This is a genomic window from Nocardioides sp. NPDC054178, assembly GCF_055585005.1.
This window is the reverse complement of the sequence record NZ_JBVJKY010000002.1, coordinates 297,681-323,876: the sequence shown is the minus strand read 5'-3', so window position 1 is coordinate 323,876 and position 26,196 is coordinate 297,681. Positions and strand designations below refer to the sequence as shown.

Annotated in this window: 33 protein-coding genes; 29 read left to right on the top strand and 4 right to left on the bottom strand. The window is 68.5% G+C overall.

The window, feature by feature from the left end; genetic code table 11:
- Positions 1-21: 21 nt before the first annotated feature.
- The 22 genes from rpsE to rplQ all read left to right on the top strand — a co-directional run bounded on the left by rpsE (position 22) and on the right by rplQ (position 15,647).
- Positions 22-633, top strand: coding sequence for a 30S ribosomal protein S5 (rpsE, locus tag ACZ6WN_RS08160; protein ID WP_357335427.1), 612 nt, complete (start codon positions 22-24; stop codon positions 631-633).
- Entirely contained in the window at positions 633-815 is a 183-nt protein-coding gene (gene rpmD, locus ACZ6WN_RS08155) for a 50S ribosomal protein L30 (RefSeq protein WP_378724850.1), read from the top strand. Before rpsE ends, rpmD begins: the two co-directional genes overlap by 1 nt.
- A gap of 1 nt (position 816) precedes the next feature.
- Entirely contained in the window at positions 817-1,257 is a 441-nt protein-coding gene (gene rplO / locus ACZ6WN_RS08150) for a 50S ribosomal protein L15 (RefSeq protein ID WP_091052397.1), read from the top strand.
- Between the two features lie 183 nt (positions 1,258-1,440).
- On the top strand, positions 1,441-2,751 hold the full coding sequence (secY, locus tag ACZ6WN_RS08145) for a preprotein translocase subunit SecY (protein ID WP_465863941.1): 1,311 nt from the start codon (positions 1,441-1,443) through the stop codon (positions 2,749-2,751).
- The gene (locus ACZ6WN_RS08140; protein ID WP_357335424.1) at positions 2,748-3,323 is read left to right on the top strand and encodes an adenylate kinase; all 576 of its coding nucleotides are present in this window, start codon (positions 2,748-2,750) and stop codon (positions 3,321-3,323) included. Before secY ends, ACZ6WN_RS08140 begins: the two co-directional genes overlap by 4 nt.
- Before the next feature lie 30 nt (positions 3,324-3,353).
- Positions 3,354-4,169, top strand: a complete 816-nt coding sequence (map, locus tag ACZ6WN_RS08135) for a type I methionyl aminopeptidase (RefSeq protein WP_465863938.1) — start codon at positions 3,354-3,356, stop codon at positions 4,167-4,169.
- 8 nt (positions 4,170-4,177) lie between these two features.
- Positions 4,178-4,825 (top strand): 4'-phosphopantetheinyl transferase superfamily protein, encoded by a 648-nt coding sequence (locus tag ACZ6WN_RS08130; RefSeq protein WP_465863936.1) that lies wholly within the window; start codon positions 4,178-4,180, stop codon positions 4,823-4,825.
- A 270-nt stretch (positions 4,826-5,095) separates the two neighbouring features.
- Positions 5,096-6,181 carry an enterochelin esterase domain-containing protein gene (locus tag ACZ6WN_RS08125; RefSeq protein ID WP_465863934.1) on the top strand — a complete coding sequence of 362 codons (1,086 nt, stop codon included), beginning with the start codon at positions 5,096-5,098 and terminating at the stop codon, positions 6,179-6,181.
- 30 nt (positions 6,182-6,211) lie between these two features.
- A complete protein-coding gene (locus ACZ6WN_RS08120; protein ID WP_465863932.1) occupies positions 6,212-7,249 on the top strand; it encodes an LLM class flavin-dependent oxidoreductase in 1,038 nt (345 codons plus the stop codon).
- Complete coding sequence (locus ACZ6WN_RS08115) at positions 7,246-7,326, top strand: hypothetical protein (RefSeq protein WP_465864960.1); 81 nt, start codon at positions 7,246-7,248, stop codon at positions 7,324-7,326. Before ACZ6WN_RS08120 ends, ACZ6WN_RS08115 begins: the two co-directional genes overlap by 4 nt.
- Positions 7,327-7,574: 248 nt before the next feature.
- Positions 7,575-8,861 carry a sensor histidine kinase gene (locus ACZ6WN_RS08110; protein ID WP_465863930.1) on the top strand — a complete coding sequence of 429 codons (1,287 nt, stop codon included), beginning with the start codon at positions 7,575-7,577 and terminating at the stop codon, positions 8,859-8,861.
- A 29-nt stretch (positions 8,862-8,890) separates the two neighbouring features.
- Positions 8,891-9,340, top strand: a complete 450-nt coding sequence (locus ACZ6WN_RS08105) for a roadblock/LC7 domain-containing protein (protein WP_357335416.1) — start codon at positions 8,891-8,893, stop codon at positions 9,338-9,340.
- Between the two features lie 79 nt (positions 9,341-9,419).
- On the top strand, positions 9,420-9,767 hold the full coding sequence (locus ACZ6WN_RS08100; RefSeq protein ID WP_465863928.1) for a DUF742 domain-containing protein: 348 nt from the start codon (positions 9,420-9,422) through the stop codon (positions 9,765-9,767).
- The gene (locus tag ACZ6WN_RS08095; protein ID WP_357335415.1) at positions 9,745-10,335 is read left to right on the top strand and encodes a GTP-binding protein; all 591 of its coding nucleotides are present in this window, start codon (positions 9,745-9,747) and stop codon (positions 10,333-10,335) included. The genes ACZ6WN_RS08100 and ACZ6WN_RS08095 overlap by 23 nt, the downstream gene beginning before the upstream one ends.
- Positions 10,336-10,369: 34 nt before the next feature.
- Complete coding sequence (locus ACZ6WN_RS08090; RefSeq protein WP_465863926.1) at positions 10,370-11,623, top strand: styrene monooxygenase/indole monooxygenase family protein; 1,254 nt, start codon at positions 10,370-10,372, stop codon at positions 11,621-11,623.
- 233 nt (positions 11,624-11,856) lie between these two features.
- A complete protein-coding gene (gene infA, locus ACZ6WN_RS08085) occupies positions 11,857-12,078 on the top strand; it encodes a translation initiation factor IF-1 (protein ID WP_011757309.1) in 222 nt (73 codons plus the stop codon).
- 27 nt (positions 12,079-12,105) lie between these two features.
- Positions 12,106-12,219: a 50S ribosomal protein L36 gene (gene rpmJ / locus ACZ6WN_RS08080; protein ID WP_008361054.1), complete on the top strand. Its 114-nt coding sequence runs from the start codon at positions 12,106-12,108 to the stop codon at positions 12,217-12,219.
- A 146-nt stretch (positions 12,220-12,365) separates the two neighbouring features.
- Complete coding sequence (gene rpsM / locus ACZ6WN_RS08075; protein ID WP_141795144.1) at positions 12,366-12,743, top strand: 30S ribosomal protein S13; 378 nt, start codon at positions 12,366-12,368, stop codon at positions 12,741-12,743.
- An 86-nt stretch (positions 12,744-12,829) separates the two neighbouring features.
- Positions 12,830-13,231 (top strand): 30S ribosomal protein S11, encoded by a 402-nt coding sequence (gene rpsK, locus ACZ6WN_RS08070; RefSeq protein ID WP_091052417.1) that lies wholly within the window; start codon positions 12,830-12,832, stop codon positions 13,229-13,231.
- Positions 13,232-13,265: 34 nt separating this feature from the next.
- Positions 13,266-13,874, top strand: a complete 609-nt coding sequence (gene rpsD / locus ACZ6WN_RS08065) for a 30S ribosomal protein S4 (protein ID WP_141806200.1) — start codon at positions 13,266-13,268, stop codon at positions 13,872-13,874.
- A gap of 149 nt (positions 13,875-14,023) precedes the next feature.
- A complete protein-coding gene (locus tag ACZ6WN_RS08060; RefSeq protein ID WP_008361061.1) occupies positions 14,024-15,040 on the top strand; it encodes a DNA-directed RNA polymerase subunit alpha in 1,017 nt (338 codons plus the stop codon).
- A 73-nt stretch (positions 15,041-15,113) separates the two neighbouring features.
- Positions 15,114-15,647: a 50S ribosomal protein L17 gene (rplQ, locus tag ACZ6WN_RS08055; RefSeq protein WP_465863922.1), complete on the top strand. Its 534-nt coding sequence runs from the start codon at positions 15,114-15,116 to the stop codon at positions 15,645-15,647.
- A gap of 48 nt (positions 15,648-15,695) precedes the next feature.
- Here the strand turns inward: rplQ and ACZ6WN_RS08050 are convergent, their stop codons facing one another.
- Both ACZ6WN_RS08050 and ACZ6WN_RS08045 read right to left on the bottom strand, forming a co-directional pair.
- The gene (locus ACZ6WN_RS08050) at positions 15,696-16,355 is read right to left on the bottom strand and encodes a hypothetical protein (RefSeq protein ID WP_465863920.1); all 660 of its coding nucleotides are present in this window, start codon (positions 16,353-16,355) and stop codon (positions 15,696-15,698) included.
- Between the two features lie 56 nt (positions 16,356-16,411).
- Positions 16,412-17,359: a ketopantoate reductase family protein gene (locus ACZ6WN_RS08045; protein ID WP_465863918.1), complete on the bottom strand. Its 948-nt coding sequence runs from the start codon at positions 17,357-17,359 to the stop codon at positions 16,412-16,414.
- Between the two features lie 68 nt (positions 17,360-17,427).
- On the opposite strand from ACZ6WN_RS08045, the gene truA reads away from it, so the two are divergent.
- From truA to ACZ6WN_RS08020, 5 genes are all read left to right on the top strand, one after another.
- Positions 17,428-18,291, top strand: a complete 864-nt coding sequence (gene truA, locus ACZ6WN_RS08040) for a tRNA pseudouridine(38-40) synthase TruA (protein WP_465863916.1) — start codon at positions 17,428-17,430, stop codon at positions 18,289-18,291.
- Entirely contained in the window at positions 18,278-18,886 is a 609-nt protein-coding gene (locus ACZ6WN_RS08035) for a class I SAM-dependent methyltransferase (RefSeq protein WP_465863914.1), read from the top strand. Before truA ends, ACZ6WN_RS08035 begins: the two co-directional genes overlap by 14 nt.
- Before the next feature lie 76 nt (positions 18,887-18,962).
- Complete coding sequence (locus ACZ6WN_RS08030) at positions 18,963-19,343, top strand: hypothetical protein (protein ID WP_465863912.1); 381 nt, start codon at positions 18,963-18,965, stop codon at positions 19,341-19,343.
- Between the two features lie 152 nt (positions 19,344-19,495).
- Positions 19,496-20,185: a helix-turn-helix domain-containing protein gene (locus tag ACZ6WN_RS08025; RefSeq protein ID WP_465863910.1), complete on the top strand. Its 690-nt coding sequence runs from the start codon at positions 19,496-19,498 to the stop codon at positions 20,183-20,185.
- A gap of 63 nt (positions 20,186-20,248) precedes the next feature.
- Positions 20,249-20,791, top strand: a complete 543-nt coding sequence (locus ACZ6WN_RS08020) for a dihydrofolate reductase family protein (protein ID WP_465863908.1) — start codon at positions 20,249-20,251, stop codon at positions 20,789-20,791.
- Positions 20,792-20,901: 110 nt separating this feature from the next.
- Here ACZ6WN_RS08020 and ACZ6WN_RS08015 read toward each other — a convergent pair whose 3' ends face one another.
- Positions 20,902-22,242: a cytochrome P450 gene (locus ACZ6WN_RS08015; RefSeq protein ID WP_465863906.1), complete on the bottom strand. Its 1,341-nt coding sequence runs from the start codon at positions 22,240-22,242 to the stop codon at positions 20,902-20,904.
- 106 nt (positions 22,243-22,348) lie between these two features.
- On the bottom strand, positions 22,349-23,263 hold the full coding sequence (locus tag ACZ6WN_RS08010) for an alpha/beta hydrolase (protein WP_465863904.1): 915 nt from the start codon (positions 23,261-23,263) through the stop codon (positions 22,349-22,351).
- 118 nt (positions 23,264-23,381) lie between these two features.
- On the opposite strand from ACZ6WN_RS08010, the gene ACZ6WN_RS08005 reads away from it, so the two are divergent.
- Both ACZ6WN_RS08005 and ACZ6WN_RS08000 read left to right on the top strand, forming a co-directional pair.
- The gene (locus ACZ6WN_RS08005; protein WP_465863902.1) at positions 23,382-25,079 is read left to right on the top strand and encodes an ABC-F family ATP-binding cassette domain-containing protein; all 1,698 of its coding nucleotides are present in this window, start codon (positions 23,382-23,384) and stop codon (positions 25,077-25,079) included.
- Positions 25,076-26,098 carry a GNAT family N-acetyltransferase gene (locus tag ACZ6WN_RS08000; protein ID WP_465863900.1) on the top strand — a complete coding sequence of 341 codons (1,023 nt, stop codon included), beginning with the start codon at positions 25,076-25,078 and terminating at the stop codon, positions 26,096-26,098. The genes ACZ6WN_RS08005 and ACZ6WN_RS08000 overlap by 4 nt, the downstream gene beginning before the upstream one ends.
- The last annotated feature ends 98 nt before the right edge of the window (positions 26,099-26,196 follow it).

Genomic DNA, 26,196 nt, shown 5'->3' with positions numbered 1-26,196 from the left:
ACGAGAGAAGAGGAAAGTCTGATGAGCGGAGCCCAGCGCGGACAGCGTGGTGGCGAGCGCCGAGGTCGCGACGACCGTCGCAACCAGAGCGCCGACAAGACCGCCTACATCGAGAAGGTCGTCGCGATCAACCGAGTTGCCAAGGTCGTGAAGGGTGGTCGTCGCTTCAGCTTCACCGCCCTTGTGATCGTCGGTGACGGTGAAGGTCTGGTCGGCGTCGGCTACGGTAAGGCGAAGGAAGTTCCCGCGGCGATCGCCAAGGGTGTCGAGGAAGCGAAGAAGCACTTCTTCCGCGTTCCCCGCATCCAGGGCACGATCCCGCACCCGGTGCAGGGTGAGAAGGCCGCTGGTGTGGTCCTCCTCCGTCCGGCCGCCCCTGGTACCGGTGTCATCGCCGGTGGTCCGGTGCGCGCCGTCCTGGAGTGCGCCGGCATCCACGACGTGCTGAGCAAGTCGCTCGGTTCGTCCAACCAGATCAACATCGTCCACGCGACGGTGGAGGCCCTCAGGATGCTCGAGACGCCTGAGGCCGTCGCCGCCCGCCGTGGTCTCCCCGTTGAGGACGTCGCCCCCGACGCGCTGCTCAAGGCGCAGGTCGAGGCTGCGGCTCCCGCCGTGGAGGTGTCGGCCTGATGGCGCAGCTCAAGGTCAAGCAGCTGAAGGGCCGCGTTGGTCTGAAGCAGAACCAGCGCGACACGCTGCGTACGCTCGGTCTCAAGCGGATCGGCGACGTGGTCGTCAAGGAGGACCGCCCGGAGATCCGCGGCATGGTCCAGACCGTCCGTCACCTGGTGACGGTCGAGGAGGTCGACTGATATGGCACTCAAGGTGCACAACCTGGCGCCGGCCCCCGGTGCCAAGAAGGCCAAGACCCGCGTGGGTCGTGGTGAGGCGTCCAAGGGTAAGACGGCCGGCCGTGGTACCAAGGGCACGAAGGCCCGTTACCAGGTCCCCGCTTACTTCGAGGGTGGCCAGACCCCGATGCACATGCGGCTCCCCAAGCTGAAGGGCTTCAAGAACCCCTTCAAGGTGGAGTTCCAGGTCGTCAACCTCGACAAGCTCAACGAGCTTTTCCCCGAGGGTGGCGTCGTCACGCCCGAGACCCTGATCGAGAAGGGTGCCGTCCGCAAGGGCCACCCGGTGAAGGTCCTGGGCCAGGGCGACCTGACCGTCAAGGTCGAGATCAGCGCCAACGCCTTCTCCGGCACTGCCAAGGAGAAGATCGAGGCCGCTGGCGGAACTGTCACGGTTCTCTGACAGTTCTACTAACGTAGAGCCTGTCACGTGGGAGCGCGGCCGGGTCGCCCCTTCGGGGTCCCGACCGCGCTCCCGCTGTTTCAGCCCTACGTGCAAGAACTGCCGTGGGGGCTGTTAGGCTGCCACGGGTTTTCGCATCGGCGCAGGCCCTGCGACCCCTGATTGTCGAAAGAGGAACCATTCGTGCTTGGCGCGTTCGCATCAGCGTTCCGTACCCCGGACCTGCGCAAGAAGCTGCTCTTCGTTCTCTTCATCGTCGTGATCTTCAGGGCTGGGTCCCAGATCCCGGCTCCTGGCGTTCACGTCGCGAACGTCCAGCAGTGTCTTGACGCGGCTCAGACCGGTGACAGCGCCGGCCTCTACAACCTGGTCAATCTCTTCTCCGGTGGCGCCCTGCTGCAGCTGACGATCTTCGCGCTCGGCATCATGCCGTACATCACCGCGAGCATCATCCTGCAGCTTCTCGTCGTGGTGATCCCCCGCCTCGAGCGCCTCAAGAAGGAGGGCCAGGCAGGGCAGACGAAGATCACGCAGTACACCCGCTACCTGACCCTCGGCCTCGCGGTCCTGCAGGCCACCGGCATCGTCGCGCTGGCCCGCTCCGGCGACCTGCTCCAGGGCTGCACGCAGCCCCTGCTGCACGACGACGGCACCGCGACCTTCCTGGTCATGGTCGTCACCATGACCGCCGGCACCGCGGTCATCATGTGGCTCGGTGAGCTCATCACCGAGCGCGGCATCGGCAACGGTATGTCGATCCTCATCTTCACCCAGGTCGTCGCCACGTTCCCGGCCACCATGTGGGCGGTCAAGAACGACAAGGGCTGGTGGACCTTCGCGATCGTGATCGTCATCGGTCTGGCGATCATGGCGGCGGTCATCTTCATCGAGCAGGCCCAGCGCCGCATCCCGGTCCAGTACGCCCGCCGGATGGTCGGTCGCAAGATGTTCGGCGGCTCCTCGACCTACATCCCGCTCAAGGTGAACCAGGCCGGTGTCATCCCGGTCATCTTCGCCTCGTCCCTGCTCTACCTGCCGGCGATGGCGGCGCAGTTCAACCAGAACTCGCAGAACCCGCCGGCGTGGGTCGACTGGATCAACAACTACTTCGTCCGCGGCGACCACCCGGTCTACATGGCGACGTACTTCGCGCTGATCATCTTCTTCACCTACTTCTACGTGTCGATCACCTTCAACCCCCCGGAGGTCGCCGACAACATGAAGAAATACGGCGGCTTCATTCCTGGAATTCGGGCCGGGAAGCCGACCGAGGACTACCTGTCCTACGTTTTGTCCCGTATCACACTGCCGGGTTCGCTCTACCTCGGTCTGGTTGCGCTCATCCCGTTGATCGCGTTGGCGCTCATCGGCGCCAACCAGAACTTCCCGTTCGGTGGCACCTCGATCCTCATCATGGTCGGCGTCGCCCTGGACACGGTGAAGCAGATCGAGAGCCAGCTCCAGCAGCGCAACTATGAAGGGTTCCTCCGATGAGACTGATCATCATGGGCCCGCCGGGAGCCGGCAAGGGCACCCAGGCGAAGTTCATTGCCGAGCACTTCGGGATCCCGGCGATCTCGACGGGCGACATCTTCCGCGCCAACGTCTCCCAGGGCACGCCTCTGGGCGTCGAGGCGGCGTCCTACATGGACAAGGGCGAGTACGTCCCCGACTCGATCACGAACCTGATGGTGCGCAACCGCATCGACGAGCCCGACGCGGCCCAGGGGTTCCTGCTCGACGGCTACCCGCGCACGCTCGCGCAGGTCGAGGAGCTCGACGGGATGATCAAGTACACCGGCCACGCGCTGGATGCCGTGGTCGTGCTGACGGTCGACAAGGACGAGATCGTGCAGCGGCTGCTGCAGCGTGCCGAGCTCGAGGGTCGCGCCGACGACACCGAGGACGTCATCCGCCGTCGCCAGGAGGTCTACCTCGAGGAGACCGCGCCGCTGATCGAGGTCTACAAGGGCCGTGGTCTGGTCCACGAGATCGACGGTATGGGTGACGTCGACGACGTGACCAAGCGGATCTTCGACGAGCTCGACATCGTCCCTGAGTCCTGAACCACATATCGTGTACGCAACGGGGGAGCAGTGGGCTTCTTGAACAAGGTCCAGATCAAGACCCCTGAGCAGATCGAGAAGATGCGTCGGGCCGGCCTCGTGGTCGGCGAGACGCTCGAGGTGCTCCGGGCCGCAGCGCGGCCCGGAGTCACCCTTCTCGAGCTCGACGCCATCGCCGAGGACTCGATCCGGTCCCGGGGTGGCGTCCCGTCGTTCAAGGGCTACCACGGCTTCCCGGGCTCGATCTGTGCCTCGGTCGACGAGGTCGTGGTCCACGGGATCCCGGGTTCCCGGGTGCTCCAGGACGGCGACATCATCTCCATCGACTGTGGCGCCATCGTCGAGGGCTGGCACGGCGACGCCGCGATCACGGTGGCCATGGGCTCGGTGCCCGAGGAGGTCTCCGAGCTGATGCGCGTCACCGAGGGGTCCATGTGGCACGGCATCGCCGCCGCCCGCCTCGGCGGACGGGTCACCGACATCTCGCACGCCATCGAGACCTACGTCGACTCCCAGGGCGACTACGGCATCCTCGAGGACTTCAGCGGCCACGGCATCGGCACCGAGATGCACATGGAGCCGTCGGTGTTCAACTACGGCAAGCCCGGCAAGGGCCCCAAGCTGCAGCGCGGCATCGCGCTCGCCGTCGAGCCGATGCTCACCCTCGGTGGCCCTGAGGTCACCACCCTGGAGGACGACTGGACCGTCGTGACCGACGACGGCTCCTGGGCGGCCCACTTCGAACACACCTTCGCGCTCACCTCCGACGGCGCCTGGGTGCTCACCGCGCTCGACGGCGGCGAGGAGATGCTCGGCAAGCTCGGGGTGCCCTGGGGCGGTCACTGAGTCTCCGGATGACTCAGATCGTGCGCTTCGCGCCGGTGGCCGAGATCGACGCCGATCTCGGGCTGCTCACCGCTGCGGAGCGGGCCCGTCACGAGCGGCTGGTCGCCGAGGCCGACAAGCAGGCGTACGCCGCCGCGCACGTCCTCGTCCGTGAGTGTGCCGCGGAGCTGCTGGGCACCTCGCGCGAGGAGATCGTGATCGAGCAGCGTTGTGCGCGCTGCGGCAGCTCGGAGCACGGAGCACCCTCGGTGGCTGATGCCGCTGCGGTGCGGGTGAGCCTCAGTCACACCCGCGGCCAGGTCGCCGCGGTCGCCGCGAGCCGACGCTGCGGCATCGACGTGGAGAGGATCTCTCGTGGTCCCGACCGGGCGCTCTCCAGGCGTGAGGCGGCCTGGGTCGCGGGGCAGGAGGACGCTGCGTACGCGTTCACGCGGTTGTGGGTGCGCAAGGAGGCTCTGGTCAAGGCCGGGCACGGCAGCATGGCGGCCGCGCAGCGCCTCGACGTCCTCGACGGCGAGCCGTCCGGCGACCCGTCCGGCGACCTGTCCGGAGGCGCCCCGGCGGACCGGGTGGGGGAGGTCCGGCTCACCCAGTGGGAGGGCTCCGGATTCCTCGGCGCGGTCGCGATCTGTGCCGACATGTGGACCGAAAACTGATAGGAAACTGAACGAATCCCGCTTATCCAGGCCTTTGACTAGCGGATATGCGACATCACCTATCAGTTGACAGAGAAAGGGACCTCGGCATCTCGCGTGAGGCCCCGACTGTGAGTAACTTGGTCAGCCCGCGGGGACAGAGAGAGCCCCGTACTCGGGAGGAAGAACCGGATGAGTACGCAGTTGCGACCCCCAACGGCGGCGCGACCCAATCCATCAGCACGGACGCGAAGCGCGATCATCGACCGCCTCAGTCCCGAGGACATCGACATGTTCTGGGACCAGATCGCCACCTCGCTCCCGCTTGTCGAGGAGACGGGCGCCGGTGCGGACGACCACGAGGTGATCGTCACCTTCTGCTGGCGCGACGACGAGGCCGAAGAGGTGCTCCTCTTCGCCAACCGGCTGACCGACGAGCGTCATCTCGCCGAGACGATGCTGGAGCGGAAGGCCGGCACCGACCTGTGGCATGCGTCGTTCCTGATGAAGGGCGACTGGCGGGCCTCCTACTCCTTCCTGTGCAAGCACCCCGGCGAGCCGGCCCCGTGGGAGAGCGGCGGGCAGGTCGAGCTGCGTGCCGTGCTGCACCGCGGCTACCTCGACCCGCTCAACCCCGACTGGTGCCACAACCGGCAGGGCATCAAGCAGTCGGTCGTCTCCTTGCCCGACGCTCCGCTGCAGCCGTGGCTGTTCCGCCGTGACGACGTCGTCGCCGGCGCGGTGACGCTCGAAGCGGGCCCCGACGGCCGCGACGTGTGGCTCTACGACCCCGCCGGCGCAGGTCTCAACGTCGACCTGCCGCTCGTGGTCGCTCTCGACGGTGAGATCTGGACCGACCACCACTCGCTGCCGACCACGCTCGACAACCTGATCGCCGACGGCCACCTCCGCCACGTACGCTGCGTCCTGCCCGCCTCCGGCGGCCGCGACAAGCGCTGGGAGGAGCTCGCCGGTGGCGAGGGCGCCGACTACATCGTCAACCAGCTGCTGCCGTGGGTGCGCGAGCGTCGCGCGGTCTCCGAGGAGACCTACGTCGTGGGCCAGAGCCTCGGCGGCGTCACCGCGCTCCGTGCCGGGCTGACCTATCCCGAGCACATCCACGGTGTCGCCAGCCAGTCGGCCTCGCTGTGGCTCGACGACCTCGCCGACGCGGTCACGGCGGAGGCGAAGACCCGTGTGCATCTGGCGCACGGCACCCAGGAATGGGTCCTCGACGAGCTCCACCACGACCTCGTCGACCGGCTCCGTGCCGCTGGGATCGACGTCACCTCCGCCGAGCACAACGGTGGCCACGACTACGCCTGGTGGCGCTCGGCGGTCGCCGACGGACTGCGCGCGCTGCTGCCGCCGGAATAAGCGACGCCTCGGACGGGGTTGAGACTTCACGTGAAGCTGAGTGTTCTCGACCTCGTCCCGGTCCGTAAGGACCAGTCCTCCGCAGATGCCCTGGCTGCGACGCTGTCGCTGGCGAAGGTGGCCGACGAGCTCGGGTACGAGCGCTACTGGCTCGCCGAGCACCACAACATGCCGGCGGTCGGGTCGACGAACCCGCCGGTGCTGATCTCGCTGGTGGCCGGCGCGACCGAGCGGATCCGGGTCGGGTCCGGGGGAGTGATGCTGCCCAACCACGCACCGCTGGTGGTGGCTGAGCAGTTCTCGCTGCTCGAGGCGGCGTTCCCGGGACGGATCGACCTCGGCATCGGTCGCGCCCCCGGGACCGACCCGGTCACCTCCTGGGCGCTGCGTCACGGCGCCGGTGGGGTGAGCGACGACGCGGTCAACCGCTTCCCGGAGTACCTCGACAACATCGTCGCGATGATGGCGCCGGAAGGCGTCGGGCTGATGGCCGGCGGCCGCCAGCACGTCCTGCACGCGACCCCGTCGGCCGCATCGGTCGCCGAGCTGTGGCTGCTCGGCTCCTCGGACTACTCGGCGCGTCTGGCTGCCCAGAAGGGCCTGCCGTACGTCTTCGCCCACCACTTCGCGGGCAACGGCACCGACACCAAGGCGATGATCGAGCTCTACCGCTCCACGTTCCAGCCCTCCGAGCTCCTCAGCGAGCCGAAGACGTTCCTGACCGTGAACGCGAGCGTGGCCGAGACCGCCGAGGAGGCCGACCGGCGGGCGCTGCCCCAGCTGCTGACCATGCTGAAGCTGCGCACCGGCCAGCCGCTGACCGCTCAGCCCAGCATCGACGAGGCCGAGAAGACCGAGATCCCGGAAGCCCACCAGGGGCTCGTCGACACGATGCGGAGCCGTTGGATCATCGGCTCCGCGGCGTACGCGAAGGCGCGCCTGGCCGGGATGGCCGAGGAGTACGGCGTGGACGAGGTCATGGTGAACCCGGTCGGATCGGCGTACGAGGGGACGGACCCGCGCACCGCGCCGGCTCGTGAGGAGACCCTGCGCCTGCTGGCCGACTGATCTGGGCGGCCGCTAGGATCGGGCCACCTCGTCGCGAGGTGACGGCGCGCCTGAGCCACTTGGGACGGGGGACCTAGGACACTGTCTGGTTCTGGGCGCGTATCGCTACGCTCGCGCACCGGTTGTGCCGGTCTGTTCACCGCTCTGTTTCCTTCTCCACATTTGAAAGTGCCGCCTCATGACACGCTGGAGCCTGCGCTTGTTGAAGCGCCGGGGGCCCCAGGCTGCGACGCTCGCTGAGCAGTCAGATCCGGGTCTTGCTCGCTCATTCCCTCCGACCGGGGGTCAGGCCGTGCCCTTTCCACCGGTGCCATCGAACCCCGTCATGCCACCGATCCACTCCACGCCACCGCCTCTCCAGGAGGACGAGGATGAGGCCTGGCCCGAGATCATGGAGCAGTTCGGGCTCCACCTGATCAGCCTGGCCGAGCAGATGCGGCTCTCGCTCGACGGGCTCGAGGCCGACGAGGACGACCCCGACCGGTTGAAGAAGCTCTATGAGGTCGACCACGCCGTGACCCGCATGCGGCGCGCGAGTCGCGACCTGCGTACGCTCGCCGGCCGCGCCGAGGACGAGATGGGCGGCATCGACACCTCGCTGCTGGACATCATCCGGATGGCGCTGTCGGGCATCGAGCGCTACAACCAGGTGACGATCGGCCGGGTGAGCGATCTCGCCGTCATCGGCTACGCCGCCGACGATGTCTCCTGCCTGATCGCCGCGCTGCTGGACAACGCGACCAAGTACTCCCCGGGTGCGGTGACGATCAACGTCCACCTCGCCGACGCCGGCGACGTGCTGTTCCGCATCGAGGACACCGGCATCGGCATCCCGGAGCGGTCGGTGGGTCGCCTCAACGCGCTGCTGGCGGGCCCGATCGTGGAGCTGGTCAGCAAGTCCGGGAGCCACACGGGGTTCCCGGTGGTGCACCGGATCGCCCGCAAGTACGACATCGACGTACGCCTCGCCACCCGCCCCGCCCCCGGCAACGGGATGATCGCGATGGTGACGGTGCCGGCCCAGCTTCTCTGCGAGCTGCCGGTCGCGCCGCTCGAGCCCGCCGAGCTGCCGCGGGCCTCGAGCGCGAGCAGCGTCGCGGTGCTGCCTCCCGCCCCGCGGCGCCGGGGACCCCGGTCCACGCCCCAGTCGGTGCCCCAGTCCGTGCCGCAGTCGGAGTCCCGGCCCGTGCGGCCGGAGGTCCGACCCTCCTCGCTCGAGCCCGTCCGCCGGCCGGTGCCGCGGTTCGAGCCACCGGCTGCGCCCCAGGCCGGGCAACAGCCGGTCGTGCAGCAGCCGGCGGCCCAGTTCGCACCGGCGCCGAGCGAGCAGCCGTCGCCAGACATCTCGACCGACACGATGAAGACGTCGATCCCGCTCCTCGGTGAGACGGATGGGACGGATGAGACGAACGAGGCCTCCATGACCGCTGACCAGAGCGGCCCAGTAGAGTCGGGCGCGCTCCCGCGCCGGGAGCCGGTCAGCCTGCGCAGCAAGCAGTCCGTGCCCGAAGCAGCCGTTGGGCCGCAGCCGGAAGAGTCCTCGCCCGAGGACCAGTCGGCGGCCCGGCACTCCTTCGCCGACGATCTCGACGCGTTCTCCCTTGGTAGCTAAGACCCAGCAGTGAAAGGAACCCTTTCGTAATGGAAAGCCCGGTCGTCCCCCGCGACCCCAAGGAATTCAGCTGGCTGATCGACAACTTCGCCAGCTCCACCCCCGGTGTGACCCATGCGCTCATCGTCTCCTCCGACGGACTCCCGCTGATCGGTGCCGGCGGCATGTCCGCCAACGTCGCCGACCCGCTCGCCGCGATGACAGCCGGGGTGATCAGCCTCGGCAACAACATCGCGCGTGAGGTGGGCGAGCCCGGCTGTGACCAGGTGATGCTGAAGTTCCACACCGGACACTTCCTCTTCATGGGCATCGGTGACCTCGCGGGCTTCGCCGTCCTCGTCGGTGCCGGTGCGAACCTGGGCGTCGTCGCCCACAAGATGGCCCAGATGGTCGACGCGGTCGGCCACGTACTCACCCCGCAGATGCGCGACGAGCTGCGTCAGATGACGGTCAGCTCGATGGCCGGGGAGAGAATGTGAGCGAGCGTCAGCGAGCGAACCGCGGGATCAACACGTCGCCGCGTCCGTACACTGGCGCTCGCGCTACGGAGGCGGCGACGTGAGCCAGCAGAACCCGTGGGTACGTCCTTACGTGCTCACCGGCGGCCGCACCAAGACCAACCACCAGCTGTACGTGCACACGCTGATCTCCGCGGCGCACTTCGACGCGCGCGCCGCCGCGAAGCTGACGCCCGAGTCGCGCAGGCTCTACGACCGCGTACGTCTCGGGCCACAGTCGGTCGCGGAGCTGTCCGCACACTGCGGGATCTCGCTCGGGGTGACGCGCGTGCTGCTCGAGGATCTTGCCTCGACCGAGCACCTGCAGATCAATGAGGGGGCTTACGACTCCCCGTTCGACCACCGTCTGTTGAAGAGAGTTATCGATGGCCTTTCCGAGCTCGGCTGACCGCCCGGCACTGACCGTCACCTCTGCAAAGCTCGTGATCGCGGGAGGGTTCGGCGTCGGGAAGTCGACCCTGGTCTCCTCGGTCTCGGAGATCCCGCCGGTCAACACCGAGGCGTGGATGACGCAGGCCGGTGAGTCGCTGGACCCGCTCTCGGACTCGAGCGCCAAGACGACCACCACCGTCGCGATGGACTTCGGCCGGGTCACCCTCGCTCCCGACCTGCTGCTCTACCTGTTCGGCACCCCGGGGCAGCCCCGGTTCTGGCCGATGTGGGACGACCTGTGCCGCGGCGCCAGCGGTGCCGTCGTGCTCGTCGACACCCGTCAGCTCGACGCCTCCTTCCCTGCGGTCAACTACTTCGAGAACGACACCGACGTCCCGTTCATCGTGGCGGTCAACCTGTTCGACGGGAAGCTGACCCACTCCCTGGAGAAGGTGCGCGACGCGCTCTGCCTCGACGAGCGGACGCCACTGGTGACCGTGGACGCCCGCGACCGCAGGTCGACGGCCAAGACGTTGGTCGCCTGCCTCTCGCACACGATGAAAACCACCCCCACACGCGCCTGAGCCCGGAGGCGCCCCCAACTCCGAAGGAGTTTCCTTGCGCAAGATCCTGATCGTCGGCGCCGGACAGGCGGGCATGCAGCTCGCTCTCAGCCTCCAGGCCGAGGGCTATGAGGTGACGGTCATGTCAGCGCGTACGCCCGACGAGCTGCGCGACGGCTGGCCGATGTCGACACAGGTCATGTTCGACCCCGCCCTCGCCTACGAACGTGTCTACGGCCTCAACCTGTGGGAGGACGAGGCGCCCCACATCCCTGCGGTCGGCATCTCTGTCAGCCCGGAGCCAGGGGTTCGTGCGCTCAAGTTCGACGGGCCCTGGGAGCCGTACGCCATGTCCGTCGACCAGCGTCTGAAGATGTCCTCCTGGCTGGAGCTGTTCGAGGACCGCGGCGGCCGGATCATCTACCACCCGGTGATGACCTCCGACCTGGCCGGCCTGGCCTCGATGTACGAGCTGACCCTGATCGCGGCCGGCAAGGGCGAGATCGTCGAGCTGTTCGACCGCGACCCGGTCCGGTCCAAGTACGACACCCCTGGCCGTGCCCTCTCGGCCATCTACCTCCACGGCATGGTCGAGCCCGACGACTTCCCGGCGGGGAGCATGCGGATCAACGTCGCACCCGGCGTGGGGGAGCTGTTCGTGATCAGTGCCCTGACCCAGTTCGGACCGAGCCGGGTCGCGTTCGTCGAGGCGATCCCCGACGGTCCCTTCGACTGCTTCTGGGACCGTCCGCGTCCCGACGAGCACCTGCGCCGGCTGCAGCACGTGATGCTCGAGCACATGCCGTGGGAAGGTGAGCTGATGCGTGACTGCGAGCCCACCGACGCCCGCGCCTCGCTCTCGGGTGCCTTCACCGGCACGATCCGCAAGCCGTACGCCGAGGTGGCGGACGGCACGTTCGTCTTCGGCATGGGCGACGTCGTCGTGGTCAACGACCCGATCGCGGGCCAGGGCTCCAACAACGCCGCCCACTGCGCGGGGATCTACACCCAGGCGATCCTCGAGCGGGGCGACCGGCCGTTCGACCCGGAATGGATGCAGGCGACCTTCGAGACGTTCTGGGAGACCCGTGCCCAGCACTCGACCGGCCTGACCGACGCACTGCTCAACCCGCTTCCCGACCACGTGCAGCAGGTGCTCGGCGCGGCCACGCAGCACCAGGCGGTGGCGGACCGGTTCACCCGGCTCTTCCCGCACCCTGAGGATCTCGGGCCCTTCCTCGGCGACCCGGAGGCCGCGCTCGCGTACGTCGCGGAGGTCGCTCAGGCGGATGCGGCCACCAGGGCTTGACGATTAGGGCATTCCTGTTCTAGGGGTCTAGGCTTGGTAGTCGGTCCAACGTGGGTCTGTCTCGTCGTGCCTCGCGGCTGCCCGGTCAGCGCGCTTCTGTGCGCTCGCGGGTGAGACATGCAGATGGCTTCACGAGGTCCACTCCGAATGCTCGGAGAGGTTCCCGGACCGCCCGCGGGTCATCCGATCCGTGGTTTGAACGGTAGATGACCGACCAACAGATTGCAGAGGGCATGCCGAAGAAAGAAGGCGTGATCGAGATCGAGGGCACCGTAGTGGAGGCCCTCCCCAACGCCATGTTCCGTGTGGAGCTGAGCAACGGACACAAGGTTCTCGCCCACATCAGCGGCAAGATGCGGCAGCACTACATCCGGATCCTCCCCGAGGACCGCGTGGTGGTGGAGCTTTCTCCCTACGACCTGACGCGCGGTCGGATCGTCTACCGGTACAAGTAACCAGCCGACGATCAAGAAAGGGCTGACATGAAGGTCAACCCGAGCGTGAAGAAGATCTGTGACAAGTGCAAGGTGATCCGTCGCCACGGCCGCGTCATGGTGATCTGCGAGAACCCGCGCCACAAGCAGCGCCAGGGCTGAGTCCCAGCTCGCAGCAACAACTGAATACTTCATCGAGTCGCTAGGACGCAGGTCCGAAGTCACCTCCGGAGCAGAGGCCGGAGCCCGAGGGTGCCACCCCGGGACGCGACCCGACCGACACCTCTGACGAAACCAGAAGGAACACAATGGCACGCCTCCAAGGTGTTGACCTTCCGCGCGACAAGCGCGTGGAGATCGCTCTCACCTACATCTACGGCATCGGCCGTACCACCTCGCAGAAGCTCCTCGAGGCCACCGGCGTAGACCCGAACACCCGGGTGCACGCTCTGGCCGAGGACGAGCTGGTCAAGCTCCGCGACGAGATCGAGGCCCAGGGCATCCAGACCGAGGGTGACCTCCGTCGTGAGGTGCAGGCTGACATCCGTCGCAAGATCGAGATCGGCAGCTACCAGGGTCGCCGCCACCGTCAGGGCCTTCCGGTCCGCGGTCAGCGCACCAAGACCAACGCGCGCACCCGCAAGGGCCCGAAGCGCACCGTCGCCGGCAAGAAGAAGGCCAAGTGATCCGATGCCTGCACCGGATTTCTCCGGGCAGCGTTGATCCGGCTTTCGCCTCGATCTCACAGACCAGCCAACACAGGAGTTAATGCATGCCTCCGAAGACCCGTCAGGGTGCGACGAAGGTTCGTCGCAAGGAGAAGAAGAACGTCGCTCAGGGCGAGGCCCACATCAAGAGCACGTTCAACAACACGATCGTCACGATCACCGACCCGACCGGTGCGGTGATCTCGTGGGCCTCGGCCGGCACCGTCGGCTTCAAGGGCTCGCGTAAGTCCACCCCGTTCGCCGCTCAGATGGCCGCCGAGGCCGCTGGCCGCCGCGCGATGGACCACGGCATGAAGAAGATCGACGTCTTCGTCAAGGGCCCGGGCTCGGGCCGCGAGACCGCGATCCGTTCCCTGGGTGCGATCGGCCTCGAGGTCGGCACCATCCAGGACGTCACGCCGGCTCCGCACAACGGTTGCCGTCCGCCCAAGCGCCGCCGCGTTTGATCCCCACCGAGACATAGAAGGAGACTGAAGAGTAATGGCCCGTTACACCGGACCCATGACCCGCAAGTCGCGCCGTCTCGGTGTCGACCTTGTCGGCAACGACGCGGCGTTCGAGAAGCGCCCCTACCCTCCCGGCCAGCACGGCCGCGGCCGCATCAAGGAGAGCGAGTACCTCCTCCAGCTTCGTGAGAAGCAGAAGGCTCGCTTCACCTACGGCGTGATGGAGAAGCAGTTCGCCTCCTACTACGCCGAGGCCCACCGTCGCGGTGGCAAGACCGGCGACAACCTCCTGGTGCTCCTCGAGGGCCGCCTGGACAACGTCGTCTACCGTGCCGGCTTCGCCCGCACCCGCCGCCAGGCCCGCCAGCTGGTCGTTCACGGCCACTTCCTGGTCAACGGCAAGAAGGTCAACGTGCCTTCGTTCCAGGTCTCGGCTCACGACGTCATCGACGTTCGCGAGAAGTCGCTGGAGATGACCCCGTTCATCGTGGCTCGCGAGACCCACGGCGAGCGCGTCGTCCCGGCCTGGCTCGAGGCTGTCCCGAACCGGATGCGCATCCTGGTTCACCAGCTCCCCGTCCGGGCGCAGATCGATGTCCCGGTCCAGGAGCAGCTGATCGTCGAGTACTACTCGAAGCTCTGATCAACCCTCTGCAGTAACCACGGTGAGTCCCCGGCGTTCAACTTCATACGAAGTCGTACGCCGGGGCCTTGCCAGCCCCACAGCCTTCCGTCATCACCCCTTGAAGTTCGGGTCCGTCAAATAGCGGTCGGCCCGGAAAGGACAAATCAGTGCTTATCGCACAGCGCCCCACCCTGTCGGAAGAGTCCGTCGAGGAGTTCCGCTCCCGCTTCGTGATCGAGCCCCTCGAGCCGGGCTTCGGTTACACGCTGGGCAACTCTCTTCGCCGCACCCTGCTCTCCTCGATCCCCGGTGCTTCGGTCACCTCGATCAAGATCGACGGTGTTCTCCACGAGTTCTCGACCATCGAGGGCGTCAAGGAGGATGTCACCGAGATCATCCTCAACCTCAAGGGTCTGGTCGTCTCCTCCGAGCACGACGAGCCCGTCACCATGTACCTGCGCAAGTCCGGTGCCGGTGACGTCACCGCTGCCGACATCGCGCCGCCGGCCGGTGTCGAGGTGCACAACCCCGACCTGAAGATCGCGACGCTGTCCGACAAGGGCAAGATCGAGCTCGAGCTCGTCGTCGAGCGTGGCCGTGGCTACGTCTCCGCCGTGCAGAACAAGGGCGCCGAGAACGAGATCGGCCGCATCCCGGTCGACTCGATCTACTCGCCGGTCCTCAAGGTCAGCTACAAGGTCGAGGCCACCCGTGTCGAGCAGCGCACCGACTTCGACAAGCTCGTCATCGACGTCGAGACCAAGCCGTCGATCGCTCCCCGCGACGCGATCGCCTCGGCCGGTAAGACCCTGGTCGAGCTCTTCGGTCTGGCCCGCGAGCTGAACGTCGACGCCGAGGGCATCGACATCGGCCCGTCGCCGGTCGACGAGCAGCTCGCCGCCGACCTCGCCCTCCCGGTCGAGGACCTGCAGCTGACCGTCCGTTCCTACAACTGCCTCAAGCGTGAGGGCATCCACACCGTGGGTGAGCTCATCTCGCGCTCGGAGCAGGACCTGCTCGACATCCGCAACTTCGGCGCCAAGTCGATCGACGAGGTCAAGCTGAAGCTGCACGAGATGGGCCTCTCCCTCAAGGACAGCGCCCCGGGCTTCGACCCGTCCGCCGCCCTCGCCGCCTACGGCGACGATGACGACGACGCGTTCGTCGAGGACGAGCAGTACTGAGTTTCCACCAAACCGCCCCGTCAGGGGCGTCTACCCCGGTACCTGATACGGCCGGAGAGAAGGAGCAGGCACGATGCCTACCCCGAAGAAGGGTGCCCGTTTCGGCGGTTCGCCCGCGCACCAGAAGCTGATCCTCTCGAACCTCGCCACCGCGCTGTTCGAGAACGGCCGCATCACCACCACCGAGGCCAAGGCCCGGCACCTCCGCCCCGTCGCGGAGAAGCTGATCACCAAGGCCAAGAAGGGTGACCTGCACAACCGTCGCGAGGTCCTCAAGACCATCCGCGACAAGTCGGTCGTGCACACCCTCTTCACCGAGATCGCGGAGCAGTTCGCGGAGCGTCCGGGTGGCTACACCCGGATCACCAAGATCGGTCCCCGCAAGGGCGACAACGCTCCGATGGCTGTGATCGAGCTCGTCAACGAGGCCTACGAGCCGAAGACCAAGGCTGCTCCGGCTGCCGCGGCTCCGGTTGCCGCCCCCGTTGAGGAGAAGGTCGAGGAGGCGCCGGTCGAGGAGACCGCTGCCGAGGAGACCACCGAGACCGAGGCTGCTGCCGAGGAGACTCCCGCTGCGGAGACCACCGAGGACGAGGCCAAGGCCTGATCTGGTTCTGAGCTGTGGCCCGTCACCCGCGAGGGTGACGGGCCACTGTCATTTCCCGGCAGGCTGCTCGGTGCGGGCGAGCAGCCAGCAGACGACTCCGCCGAGGACCAGGGTGAGGGTCGTCGCCAGGGTGGTGAATGCGGACAGGATCAGCATCGCGGGGATGTTGTCGATGGACATGTCCGGCGTCAACGCGAGCGCCATCGACACCTGCACGCCGATGAGCAGGAGATAGGTGATCGGGAGACCGATGAGCCAACGGCGGCCGGTCCACGCGGCGCATCCCCAGCCGGCCAGGACCATCACGAGGAACAGCGGTCCGAGAAGTGCGGCGCCGGCCGCGCTGTAGAGGTCGAGCAGCCGGGGCAGGCCGTACCAGAGCCCAGAGCTCAGCAGCCACGAGAGCATCGGCAGCACGATGCCCAGGAGCCGGCCTGTCGGTGTGCGGGCGATGTACGCCGCGCCGGCTGCCACCACGGCGTACAGCAGCGCGTTGAGCACGACGGTCACGACCGTGATGAGGGTCATGCTGGCCGCCGAGCCGTCGAGGACGTACGTCAGGACGAGGCCGACGAGCGCGATCGCGACCTGCAGGATCACCACTGCCACGATCACGACGATGGTGACGGCCTTGGTCGATCGCGGGGAAGCCCCGGTGAGGTGGGTCGGAGGCAACGGCGACGGCGACGGCGGCGGGGCGTGGCTCATGGCAGGCAGACTGCCCGATCCGCTGCCCGGTGACCACCCCTTTGGGGTGGGGGCGGTCAGAGGCCGGCGAGGAACGCGGCGCCGTCGAGACTGCCGGGCTCGGCGCCCGTGCGCGCGATGTCATGGACCGCGCGCTGGATGGCCTCGTTGGCCGGGGTCGGGACACCGTGGAGACGGCCGAGCAGCACGATCTCGCCGGAGAGGTAGTCGATCTCGACGCCGGTGCCGCGGGTGAGGCTCTGCCAGGTCGAGCTGTTGTTGGCGCGGCCGCGTCCGGTGATGTGGCCGACTCGTCGGGCCCGGTCCTCCTCGGCTGTCACGACGCTGATGCCGGCGGCGGACAGAGCAGCCTCGGCCTCGGCGAGGCAGCGCGCGTAGATCTCCTCGTCGCTGGGGCCGGGGGCGATCGCGGCGTTGATGCCGTTGCCGAGGTTGTTGAGGAGCTTGCGGTGCTTCCAGGCCATGATGTCGGCGCGCGGCTCGCTCAGGAAGCCCGCCTTCACGAGGTCGCTCGCGATCGCGCTGCTGGTCTCGTCGACGCCGGTCGGATAGCGGCCGATGTCGAGGATGCCGGGCTTGGCACCGGAGTCCTGGACGACGGTGCCCGGGGTCAGGAAGGTGGCCGGGAGGATGACATGGATGGCGTACGTCCGGGCGAAGCGCCGCAGGATCCGCGGCTCGTTCGCGACGCCGTTCTGCAGGGAGACGACCGGGGTGTCCGGTGGGGCGTACGCGGCCAGGTCCTCGAGCGCGGCCTCGGTCTGTTGGCCCTTGACGCTGAGGAGCACGACGGTGTCCTCGGTCCAGGCGACCTGGCTCGCGTCCGCGACGGCGGGGATGTCGAGGGTGAGCACGCCGTCGGGGGTGTCGAGGGTGAGGCCGGCCTCCTGGATCGTGCGGAGGTGCTCGCCGCGGGCCACGAGGGTGACCTCGACCCCTGCCTGGTGCAGCAGACCGCCCACGACGCCGCCGACCGCGCCCGCTCCGAAGATCACATAGTGCATGGACAAAGTGTGGCAAAGCGTCCTCGCGCATTCCGCCCGGGGCAGGTGTTGCTGGGACAATGAGTGACGTGCGTATCAGGATCGACCTCGCCTACGACGGCACCATGTTCCACGGCTGGGCGACCCAGCCGGGGCTGCGCACGGTCCAGGGAGTGCTCCAGGACGCGCTGGCGACCGCGCTGCGGGTGCCGGCGACGGGGGAGCGGTCCACGGTGTGGGTGACGGTTGCGGGGCGCACCGACTCGGGCGTGCACGCCCGCGGCCAGGTGGCCCACTTCGACATCGACGCCGAGGTGCTCGAGTCCTCGCGGGGACGCTCCGAGCAGTCGCCGCTCGACTCGCTCGTGCGCCGGTTGAACGGGATCCTCCCGGCCGATCTACGGGTCCATCGGGCCGTCGAGGCGCCGGAGGGGTTCAACGCCCGGTTCTCGGCGCTGTCGCGGCGCTACGTCTACCGGATCGTGGACGACCCGGCGTATGTCGACCCGCTGCAGCGTGGGCACGTGCTCTACCGGACCCGGCCGCTGGACCTGTCGCTGATGAACGTCGCCTCCGCCGACCTCGTCGGGCTCAACGACTTCGCGTCCTTCTGCAAGCCGCGCGAGGGCGCGACCACGATCCGCAACCTGCGGCAGCTGACCTGGGACCGTCGCGAGGACGGGATCATCGAGGCCACCGTCCTCGCCGACGCCTTCTGCCACTCGATGGTGCGCTCGCTGGTCGGGTGCCTGATGGTGATCGGCGAGGGCCGCAAGGACGTCAGCTGGGCCAAGGAGTCGCTGGCCTCGCGCTCGCGGTCCTCGTCGATCCCGATCGCGCCGGCCAACGGACTGACCCTCGAAGAGGTCGCCTACCCGCCCGACGAGATGCTGGCGGCCCAGCACGAACGCACCATGAACCGCAGAGAGGCTCACGAGGTTGACCGGGACTGACGACGAGCACTACTTCTCCGCCGACCCGTCGGTGCCCTTCGAGCGGATTCCCGTCTCCGCGACCGTGTGGGACCTGGACCTCTCGCTGGTCTCGGGGTCCGGCGTCTTCGCCAAGGGGCGCCTCGACATCGGCACCGCGGTGCTGTTCCGGGAGACCGACCCGCCGTCCGGTGGGCGGATCCTCGACATGGGCTGCGGCTACGGGATCATCGGGCTCGCGTGCGCCCTGGCCGCACCGTCCGCCCAGGTCACCGGGGTCGACGTCAACGAGCGCGCCGTCCTGCTGGCCAACGAGAACGCCGCCTCCCTCGGGCTCGGCGACCGCTATCGCGCGGCGGTTCCGGCCGAGATCGACCCGGGGGTGACGTACGACGAGATCTGGAGCAACCCGCCCATCCGGATCGGCAAGCAGGCCCTCCACGAGTTGCTCCTGACCTGGCTCCCGCGCCTGGCCCCCGGCGGTCGCGCGGTCATGGTCGTCGGCAAGAACCTCGGCGGCGACTCCCTCCAGCGCTGGCTCGGCGAGCAGGGCTACCCCACCACCCGCATCGCCAGCGCCAAGGGCTTCCGCGTCCTCGAGACGCGCCGTTCCTGAACGGTCCAGGTGTCGGTTTCCGCCGTCTCGCGAGTCTCGCTGCCGTTCGCGCGCGCTGCGCTGCCAGACTCCCTCCATGACCAGTCCCGTGATGACCACCCCCGCGCTGAGCAACCGTCAGCGCCTGGCCCGCTCCTACCAGGCCTGGGGCGTCGCCGCGCTGCTGAGCCTGGTGACGGTGCTGCCCGTCTACTTGGCCGTCACGAGCTCCGGGATCGAGCTGTCGCGGCCGGCGAGCGTGGCGGTGATGGTCGTCGTGGGGCTGATCGGGCCGCTGGTCGGCGCCTATCTGAGCGCGCGCGCCGGGCTGGGGAAGTTCTGCACCGGGGCCGCTTTCGTGATCATCGCTACCCCGATGACGAGCCTTCCGCTGCTGGCGATCCCCGCGTACGTCCTGGCGCCCTGGATCGCCGTGGCGATCAGCGAGGAACCGGCGCCTCAGCGCCGCGACGGTTGAGAGCTCAGGCCGGGACCGGGTCCTTGGCCAGTCGGACGGGGAGATGTCCGGGGTACCTGTACCAGGCGAGGCACGCAGGTCAGACGAGCAGAGCCAGCGACCTCATGAATTGGCCGTGCCGAAGGTCTCCACGTCCGGGAGAATCTGCGCCCATGGGCTTGATCTTCGAGGAGGTCTCAGGGGAGCTGCCTCTGGTGGAGCGCGTGTGGGCGGCACGCTTCGAGGCCGAGACCGGCTACGCCTCTGTGGTCAAGACCTCCACGATGATCTCGTTCGCCCGGAACGATGCGGGGTGGTCGGTGTATCTGCACGGGCCGGAGACCAGGGCTTCGAACCTGACCTGTCCGGATGGATGGGAGTTCTTCGGCGTCGAGCTCCAGGTCGGTGCCCACCTTCCGTCGTTCCCGCCGACCGCTATCGCCGACCTGAACGATGCCCGGCTGCCGACCCTGGCAGGTGGGCGGATCCGTCTCGACAATCGCGACTGGGAGATGCCGACGGTTCAGAACGTCGATGTGTTCGTCGCCAAGCTGGTGCGCGCCGGACTGCTGCTCCTCGACCCATTGGTCGAGGAGGTCCATAATGGCGAACGATCACGAGCCGTCTCGGAGCGAACCGCGCAGATCCGGTTCCGCCGTGCGGTAGGCGTATCGCGCCGGAAGGCCGCCAGCATCGAGCGCGCGCGGGCCGCCGCGAAGTTCCTCATGGCAGGTGGATCGACAGCCGGCGCGGTCTCCGTCGGCAGGTACTACGATCAGCCGCAGCTCACGCGGGCGATGCGGTGGGCGACGGGCCATACTCCGGGCGAGCTGAGGTCCGGCCCCCGGTTCCTCGCGTTCTGAGCATCGGGCCCTGATTCGCTTCGATACAAGACCGGCATGCCGTCGGACTGCTTGGGTGTGCTCATGCGAAAGCTGATCGAGTACACCCATGTCTCCCTCGACGGTAGGTTCGATGGTGACGACTTCTGGGCAGGGCAGATGAAGATCGTGCCGAGCGCCGGCCAGATCGAATACGCGCTCCGACTGCTGGACCGCGCGGCCGGCATGGTGCTCGGCCGCGTGACCTACGAAGGGTTCGCCGCATCGTGGCCCTCGAGGAGCGGGGAGCTGGCCGACAGGTTCAACTCCCTGCCGAAGTACGTCGCATCCAGGACGCTCACCGAGACCACCTGGAACGCCGAGGTGCTTCGCGGCGACGCCATCAAGGCCGTCGCCGACCTCAAGGAGTCGGGGGAGGGCTCGCTCGTGAAGTACGGCAACGGTCCCCTGAGCCGGGCACTCATCGAGGCCGGTCTGCTGGACGAGCTGCACGTGAGCCTCTCTCCGTTCGTCGCGGGCTCCGGTGAGTCGCTACTGGCGGGCATAGCCGCCACCGGCATGAACCTGCGGAACGTCACTGACCTGGGGAACGGTGCGGTGGTGCTCACCTACGCGCTCGGCCGGTAGAGGCAGGGCGCCACCCCGTCCTGACCCGAGATCCTGCCGAGTCGGCTCGTCATAACGAGCCGACTCGGCGGGATTTCGCGTCAGGATGCGCCGACTCGGCGGGGTGTGGGTCAGGCGGGGACCGGGTCCTTGGCGAGCCGGACGGGGAGGCGGTCGAGGCTGTAGACGACCGAGAGGTCGCGCCAGCCGAGGTCACCGGGGTCGTCGCTGGCCAGGGACAGGTCGGGGAAGCGGCGGGCGAGGCCGGTCAGCGCCGCGCGGAGCTCCATGCGGGCCAGTTCGGCGCCGACGCAGCGGTGCATGCCGTGACCGAAGGCGAAGTGCATGGTGTCGGCGTTGCGGAGGTCGAACTGCTCCGGCCTCGGCACCACCGCGGGGTCGCGGTTGGCGCCGGTGAGGCTGACCAGGACGACGGCGCCCTTCTTGACCGGCAGGCCGAAGAGGTCGTGGTCCTCGCGGGCGAACCGCGGGAACGCGAGCTGCACCGGGCACAGGTAGCGGAGCAGCTCCTCGACGACCTGGTCGACGCCGGCGCGGTCGCCCGAGCGCAGGATCTCGTACGCCTCCGGGTTCTGCATCAGGACGTAGGCGCCCATGGAGAGCATGGAGGCGGAGGTCTCGTAGCCGCCGAGGAAGACACCGTCGGCGAGACCGCCGAGCTCGACGTCGTCGTACTCCGCGCCCTTGGTGCGGATGATCTCGCCGATCATGCCGTCGCCCGGGTTGGCGCGCTGCTGGCGGACCTGCTCGATGAGGAACGTCCGGGTCTCGGTGGCGGCACCGAAGGCGCCGGCGCCGCCCTCGGAGAGGTCGAAACGGGCCATGCCGAGCTTGTGGAACTCGTCGCGTACGTCCTCGGGCATGCCCAGGAGCTCACAGATCACCCGGAACGGGATCTCGAAGCCGAAGTGCTGGACCAGGTCGACCTCGGGGCCGTTGGCCTCCATGCCGTCGAGGGCGTCGGTGACGATCCGGTCGATCATCTCGTTGAGACGGCCGAGGCGGCGCATCGTGAACTCCGGGGTCAGCAGCCCGCGGAGCTTGGTGTGGTCGGGCGGGTCGGTCATGCCGAGACCGCCGATGCCCTCGGCGTCGGTGCGCTTGCGGGTGCCGAGCAGGTGGCGCATGTCGTTGGAGTAGGCGTGCCTGTCGGCCAGGACGTGCTTGGACTCGGCGTGCCCGGTGACCAGCACGATGTCGAGGCCGAGCACCGAGCCCAGCTTGGTGACCGGCGCCTGCTCGCGGCTCTCGGCGAGCATCGGGACCGGGTCGAGGCCGTCACGGCGCAGCGGGAAGGTCAGGTGCTCGGGGATCTTGCGCAGCGTGGTGATGTCGGGGATCGGCGACTCCTTGCCCCGCATCGCGAACTGCAGGGCAAGCTTGCGGGCACGCTCGGTCAGCGGTCGCGTCATCGCCTGTAGACGGGGACGCACCTGGGCAACAATCGGCATGCGGCCAGTCTGGACCATCACCAAACGCCGGTCATCAGGAATAACCCTGGTTTGACGCTGTGTCTTGGATCACCCCTCAGGATCGCCCTTCAGATGCGCCCCGGGATCACCCGTGGAGGACGGTCCTGAACAGTGCGCACGTCTCCTCGATGGCCAGCTGCGCGGCCTGCGAGTGGTGGCCCATCGCGAAGAAGCCGTGGATGAGACCGTCGCAGTGGTGATAGGTCGTGGGGACCCCCGAGCTCTCCAGCGCCTTGGCGTACGCGATGCCCTCGTCGCGCAGCGGGTCGAACTCCGCGGTGACCACGACCGCCGGTGCCAGGCCCTCCAGACGGCCCTTGATCGGGCTCAGCCGCGGGTCGGCGCGGTCCGCGTCGCCCACGTAGTTGTCGGAGAACCACTTCATCGTCGGCAGCTCGAGGAAGTAGCCGTGGCCGTTCTCGGCGTAGGACGGGTAGCCGCTGGTCATGTCGGTCGCCGGGTAGATCAGCAGCTGGGCGGCGAGCTCGCGCCCCTCGGTGCGGAAGGCCTGGGCGACCGCCGCCGACAGGTTGCCCCCGGCGCTGTCACCGGCGACCGCGACGCGGCCGTCGCCGCCGAGGGTGGCGGTGTTGTCGCTGACCCAGCGAGCGGCGGCGAGAGCGTCGTCGTAGGCGGCGGGGAAGGGGTTCTCGGGTGCGAGCCGGTAGTCGACCGCGACGACCACGGCGTCGCAGATGGTGGACAGGTTGCGGGCCTGGTCCTCGTGGGTGTCGAGGTCGCCGACCACCCAGCCGCCGCCGTGGAACATCACGATCGTGGGCAGCGGCCCCTGTGTGGTGGGCCGGTAGATGCGTACGTTCAGGTCGCCGGCCGGCCCTGGGATCACCGAGCTCTCCACCGATCCGACCGGTGGAAGCGGGACGCCCTCGCCCAGCGCGCGGTAGAGCGCTCGTGCCGTCGGTGGGTCGAAGGACTCCAGGGGCTGGCCCTTCGCGAAGAGGGTGAGCAGGTCAGCGATCTGGCTGTCGAGCGGAGGCATGGCGACAGTCATATCGTTAATCGCCAAAATGTGTCGAGCGTCACGTTCTGCTGATGGGACCGCTGGATCCAACCAGACCGGTAATAACCATTCGACACGGGTGCCAGACTGGACGGTTGTGGGACATGTGGACGTTGCTGGAGTGAGGTTCCAGCTGCCGGACGGACGAGTGCTGCTCGACGACGTCTCCTTCCGGGTGGGCGAGGGGGCGAAGGTCGCGCTGGTCGGCGCCAACGGCGCCGGGAAGACGACGCTGCTGAGGATCGTCACCGGTGAGCTGACCCCGACGGCCGGGTCCGTCGTGCGCTCGGGCGGCCTCGGGGTGATGCGGCAGATGGTCGGCAAGGGCTCCTCGACCGTCGGTGAGCTGCTGCTCTCGGTCGCGCCCGCGCGGGTGCGCGAGGCGACGGCCGCGGTGGAGGCGTGCGAGCTGGAGCTGATGTCGTCGGAGGACGAGCGGCTGCAGATGCGCTACGCGACCGCGCTGGCCGAGTACGCCGACGCCGGCGGCTACGACATCGAGGTCGTCTGGGACGTGTGCACCATGGCCGGGCTCGGAGTGCCCTACGACCGCGCTCGCTACCGCTCGCTGGACACCCTGTCCGGCGGCGAGCAGAAGCGCCTCGTCCTGGAGTACCTCCTGCGTGGCCCCGACCAGGTCCTCCTGCTCGACGAGCCCGACAACTTCCTCGACGTGCCCGGCAAGATCTGGCTCGAGCAACGCATCCGCGAGTCCCCGAAGACGATCCTCTACGTCAGCCACGACCGCGAGCTGCTGGACAACACCGCGACCAGGGTGGTCACGGTCGAGCTCGGCGCGTCCGGCGCCGGCAACAGCACGTGGACGCACCCCGGTGGGTTCGCCTCCTACCACGAGGCCCGCAAAGACCGGTTCCTGCGATTCGAGGAGCAGCGCCGCCGCTGGGACGAGGAGCACGCCAAGATCAAGGCGCTGGTCCTGCGGCTGAAGGTCAAGTCGGAGTACAACGACGGGATGTCCAGCCAGTACAAGGCGGCCCAGACCCGGCTCCGGAAGTTCGAGGAGGCCGGCCCACCCGTCGAGCAGCCACGAGAGCAGGCGGTGCAGATGCGGCTGCGCGGCGGGCGCACCGGCAAGCGTGCGGTGGTCTGTGAGGCGCTCGAGCTCACCGGACTGATGAACCCGTTCGACCTGGAGGTCTGGTACGGCGAGCGGGTCGCCGTGCTGGGCTCCAACGGCTCGGGCAAGTCCCACTTCCTGCGGCTGCTCGCCCGTGGCGGCACCGACCCGGACGTGGAGCACCGCCCGGTCGAGGACACCCCCATCGACCCGGTCCGCCATCAGGGGACGGCCAAGCTCGGCGCCCGCGTGCGGCCGGGCTGGTTCGTGCAGACCCATGCCCATCCGGAGCTGGTGGGACGTACGCTGCTCGACATCCTGCACCGCGGCGAGGCGACGCCGGACGGGCGTGGGCGCGCGGGGATGGGGCGCGAGGCTGCCTCGCGGGTGCTCGACCGCTACGAGCTCGCGCACGCGGCGGAGCAGAACTTCGACTCGCTCTCGGGCGGGCAGCAGGCGCGCTTCCAGATCCTCCTGCTCGAGCTCTCGGGTGCCACGCTGCTGCTCCTCGACGAGCCGACCGACAACCTCGACGTCCAGTCCGCCGAGGCCCTCGAGGCCGGCCTGGAGGCGTTCGAGGGCACCGTCGTCGCGGTCACCCACGACCGCTGGTTCGCCCGTGGCTTCGACCGGTTCCTGGTCTATGGCGCCAACGGCGACGTCTACGAGTCCCCGGAACCGGTCTGGGACGAGACCAGGGTGGAGAGGTCGCGATGAGTGAGCTGGTGATCGAGCGCGTCGACCCGTTCGACGACGACGCCTTCGACGCGTGGTACGACGTGATGACCACCTCGTGGCTGGACGTACGCGGCCCCGACGCGGATCTGTGGGCGCGCGAGGAGCAGCGCGTCGAGCTGCAGCAGCAGAGCGAGAAGACCGACCGTCGCGCCTATCTCGGGCGCCTCGGCGGCGAGGCGGTCGCCGCCGCGTGGATGGCGATGCCGCTGCTCGACAACCTCCACCGGGCGACCCTCGTGGTGGCGGTGCTGCCGGCTCACCGGCGACGCGGCCACGGCACCGGTCTGCTCGATCATGTCGAGGCGGAGGCCCGCGCCCAGGGGCGTACGTCGCTGACGGGTGAGGTCTGGTGGCCCTGGTCGCTCGGCTCCGTCGGTGAGGGATCGCCGGGGCGGGACTTCGGGGTCGCCCGGGGATATGCGCCCGCCCTGGTGGAGGTACGCCGCCTGCTGCGGCTCCCGGTGGCGGACGACGTCCTCGACCGGCTGGCGGCGCAGGCCGCCGCGAAGCACGGCGACTACTCGCTGCGGTCCTGGGTCGGCCGGGTGCCCGACGAGATCGTGGAGAGCTGGGCGGTGCTCGACGCAAGCTTGGAGACCGAGGCGCCGACCGGCGACCTCGACGTCGAGGCGCCCGAGCCCGACGTGGCGAGGGTGCGCGAGACCGAGGAGCTGGTCGCGGCCCAGAAGCGGACCCTCTACCACTCGGTGGCGCTGGACGCCGACGGCCGCGTGGTGGCCTACACGGTGATCGGCTACTCCAGCCTGGACGGCAACAGCTACCAGTGGGGCACGCTCGTCGAGGCGGCCCACCGCGGCCACCGGCTCGGGCTGGCGGTGAAGGTCGCCAACCTCAGGCTGCTCCAGGCCGAGCGGCCGGAGGTGCCGACCCTGACGACGTACAACGCCGAGGTCAACGCTCACATGATCCAGGTCAACGAGGCCATGGGCTTCGAGCCGGTCGAGTGGCTGTGCAGCGTCCAGAAGCAGGTCTCCTGAAACACGAGCGCCTCATGCCCGACTCGGAGTCGGGCATGAGGCGCTCGGGGGCTGGCACCCCGCGGCGCTGAGTCCCTGCGGGGCCCAGCGCCTGTGCG

Excerpts from the sequence above, each read along its gene's own strand:
- rpsE (WP_357335427.1), top strand. The coding sequence starts at position 22 with ATGAGCGGAGCCCAGCGCGGACAGCGTGGTGGCGAGCGCCGAGGTCGC.
- rpmD (WP_378724850.1), top strand. The coding sequence starts at position 633 with ATGGCGCAGCTCAAGGTCAAGCAGCTGAAGGGCCGCGTTGGTCTGAAG.
- rplO (WP_091052397.1), top strand. The coding sequence starts at position 817 with ATGGCACTCAAGGTGCACAACCTGGCGCCGGCCCCCGGTGCCAAGAAG.
- ACZ6WN_RS08140 (WP_357335424.1), top strand. The coding sequence starts at position 2,748 with ATGAGACTGATCATCATGGGCCCGCCGGGAGCCGGCAAGGGCACCCAG.
- ACZ6WN_RS08130 (WP_465863936.1), top strand. The coding sequence starts at position 4,178 with ATGACTCAGATCGTGCGCTTCGCGCCGGTGGCCGAGATCGACGCCGAT.
- ACZ6WN_RS08125 (WP_465863934.1), top strand. The coding sequence starts at position 5,096 with ATGTTCTGGGACCAGATCGCCACCTCGCTCCCGCTTGTCGAGGAGACG.
- ACZ6WN_RS08110 (WP_465863930.1), top strand. The coding sequence starts at position 7,575 with ATGCCACCGATCCACTCCACGCCACCGCCTCTCCAGGAGGACGAGGAT.
- ACZ6WN_RS08105 (WP_357335416.1), top strand. The coding sequence starts at position 8,891 with ATGGAAAGCCCGGTCGTCCCCCGCGACCCCAAGGAATTCAGCTGGCTG.
- ACZ6WN_RS08095 (WP_357335415.1), top strand. The coding sequence starts at position 9,745 with ATGGCCTTTCCGAGCTCGGCTGACCGCCCGGCACTGACCGTCACCTCT.
- infA (WP_011757309.1), top strand. The coding sequence starts at position 11,857 with ATGCCGAAGAAAGAAGGCGTGATCGAGATCGAGGGCACCGTAGTGGAG.
- rpmJ (WP_008361054.1), top strand. The coding sequence starts at position 12,106 with ATGAAGGTCAACCCGAGCGTGAAGAAGATCTGTGACAAGTGCAAGGTG.
- rpsM (WP_141795144.1), top strand. The coding sequence starts at position 12,366 with ATGGCACGCCTCCAAGGTGTTGACCTTCCGCGCGACAAGCGCGTGGAG.
- rpsK (WP_091052417.1), top strand. The coding sequence starts at position 12,830 with ATGCCTCCGAAGACCCGTCAGGGTGCGACGAAGGTTCGTCGCAAGGAG.
- rpsD (WP_141806200.1), top strand. The coding sequence starts at position 13,266 with ATGGCCCGTTACACCGGACCCATGACCCGCAAGTCGCGCCGTCTCGGT.
- rplQ (WP_465863922.1), top strand. The coding sequence starts at position 15,114 with ATGCCTACCCCGAAGAAGGGTGCCCGTTTCGGCGGTTCGCCCGCGCAC.
- ACZ6WN_RS08050 (WP_465863920.1), bottom strand. The coding sequence starts at position 16,355 with ATGAGCCACGCCCCGCCGCCGTCGCCGTCGCCGTTGCCTCCGACCCAC.
- ACZ6WN_RS08045 (WP_465863918.1), bottom strand. The coding sequence starts at position 17,359 with ATGCACTATGTGATCTTCGGAGCGGGCGCGGTCGGCGGCGTCGTGGGC.
- ACZ6WN_RS08030 (WP_465863912.1), top strand. The coding sequence starts at position 18,963 with ATGACCAGTCCCGTGATGACCACCCCCGCGCTGAGCAACCGTCAGCGC.
- ACZ6WN_RS08025 (WP_465863910.1), top strand. The coding sequence starts at position 19,496 with ATGGGCTTGATCTTCGAGGAGGTCTCAGGGGAGCTGCCTCTGGTGGAG.
- ACZ6WN_RS08020 (WP_465863908.1), top strand. The coding sequence starts at position 20,249 with ATGCGAAAGCTGATCGAGTACACCCATGTCTCCCTCGACGGTAGGTTC.
- ACZ6WN_RS08015 (WP_465863906.1), bottom strand. The coding sequence starts at position 22,242 with ATGCCGATTGTTGCCCAGGTGCGTCCCCGTCTACAGGCGATGACGCGA.
- ACZ6WN_RS08010 (WP_465863904.1), bottom strand. The coding sequence starts at position 23,263 with ATGCCTCCGCTCGACAGCCAGATCGCTGACCTGCTCACCCTCTTCGCG.
- ACZ6WN_RS08000 (WP_465863900.1), top strand. The coding sequence starts at position 25,076 with ATGAGTGAGCTGGTGATCGAGCGCGTCGACCCGTTCGACGACGACGCC.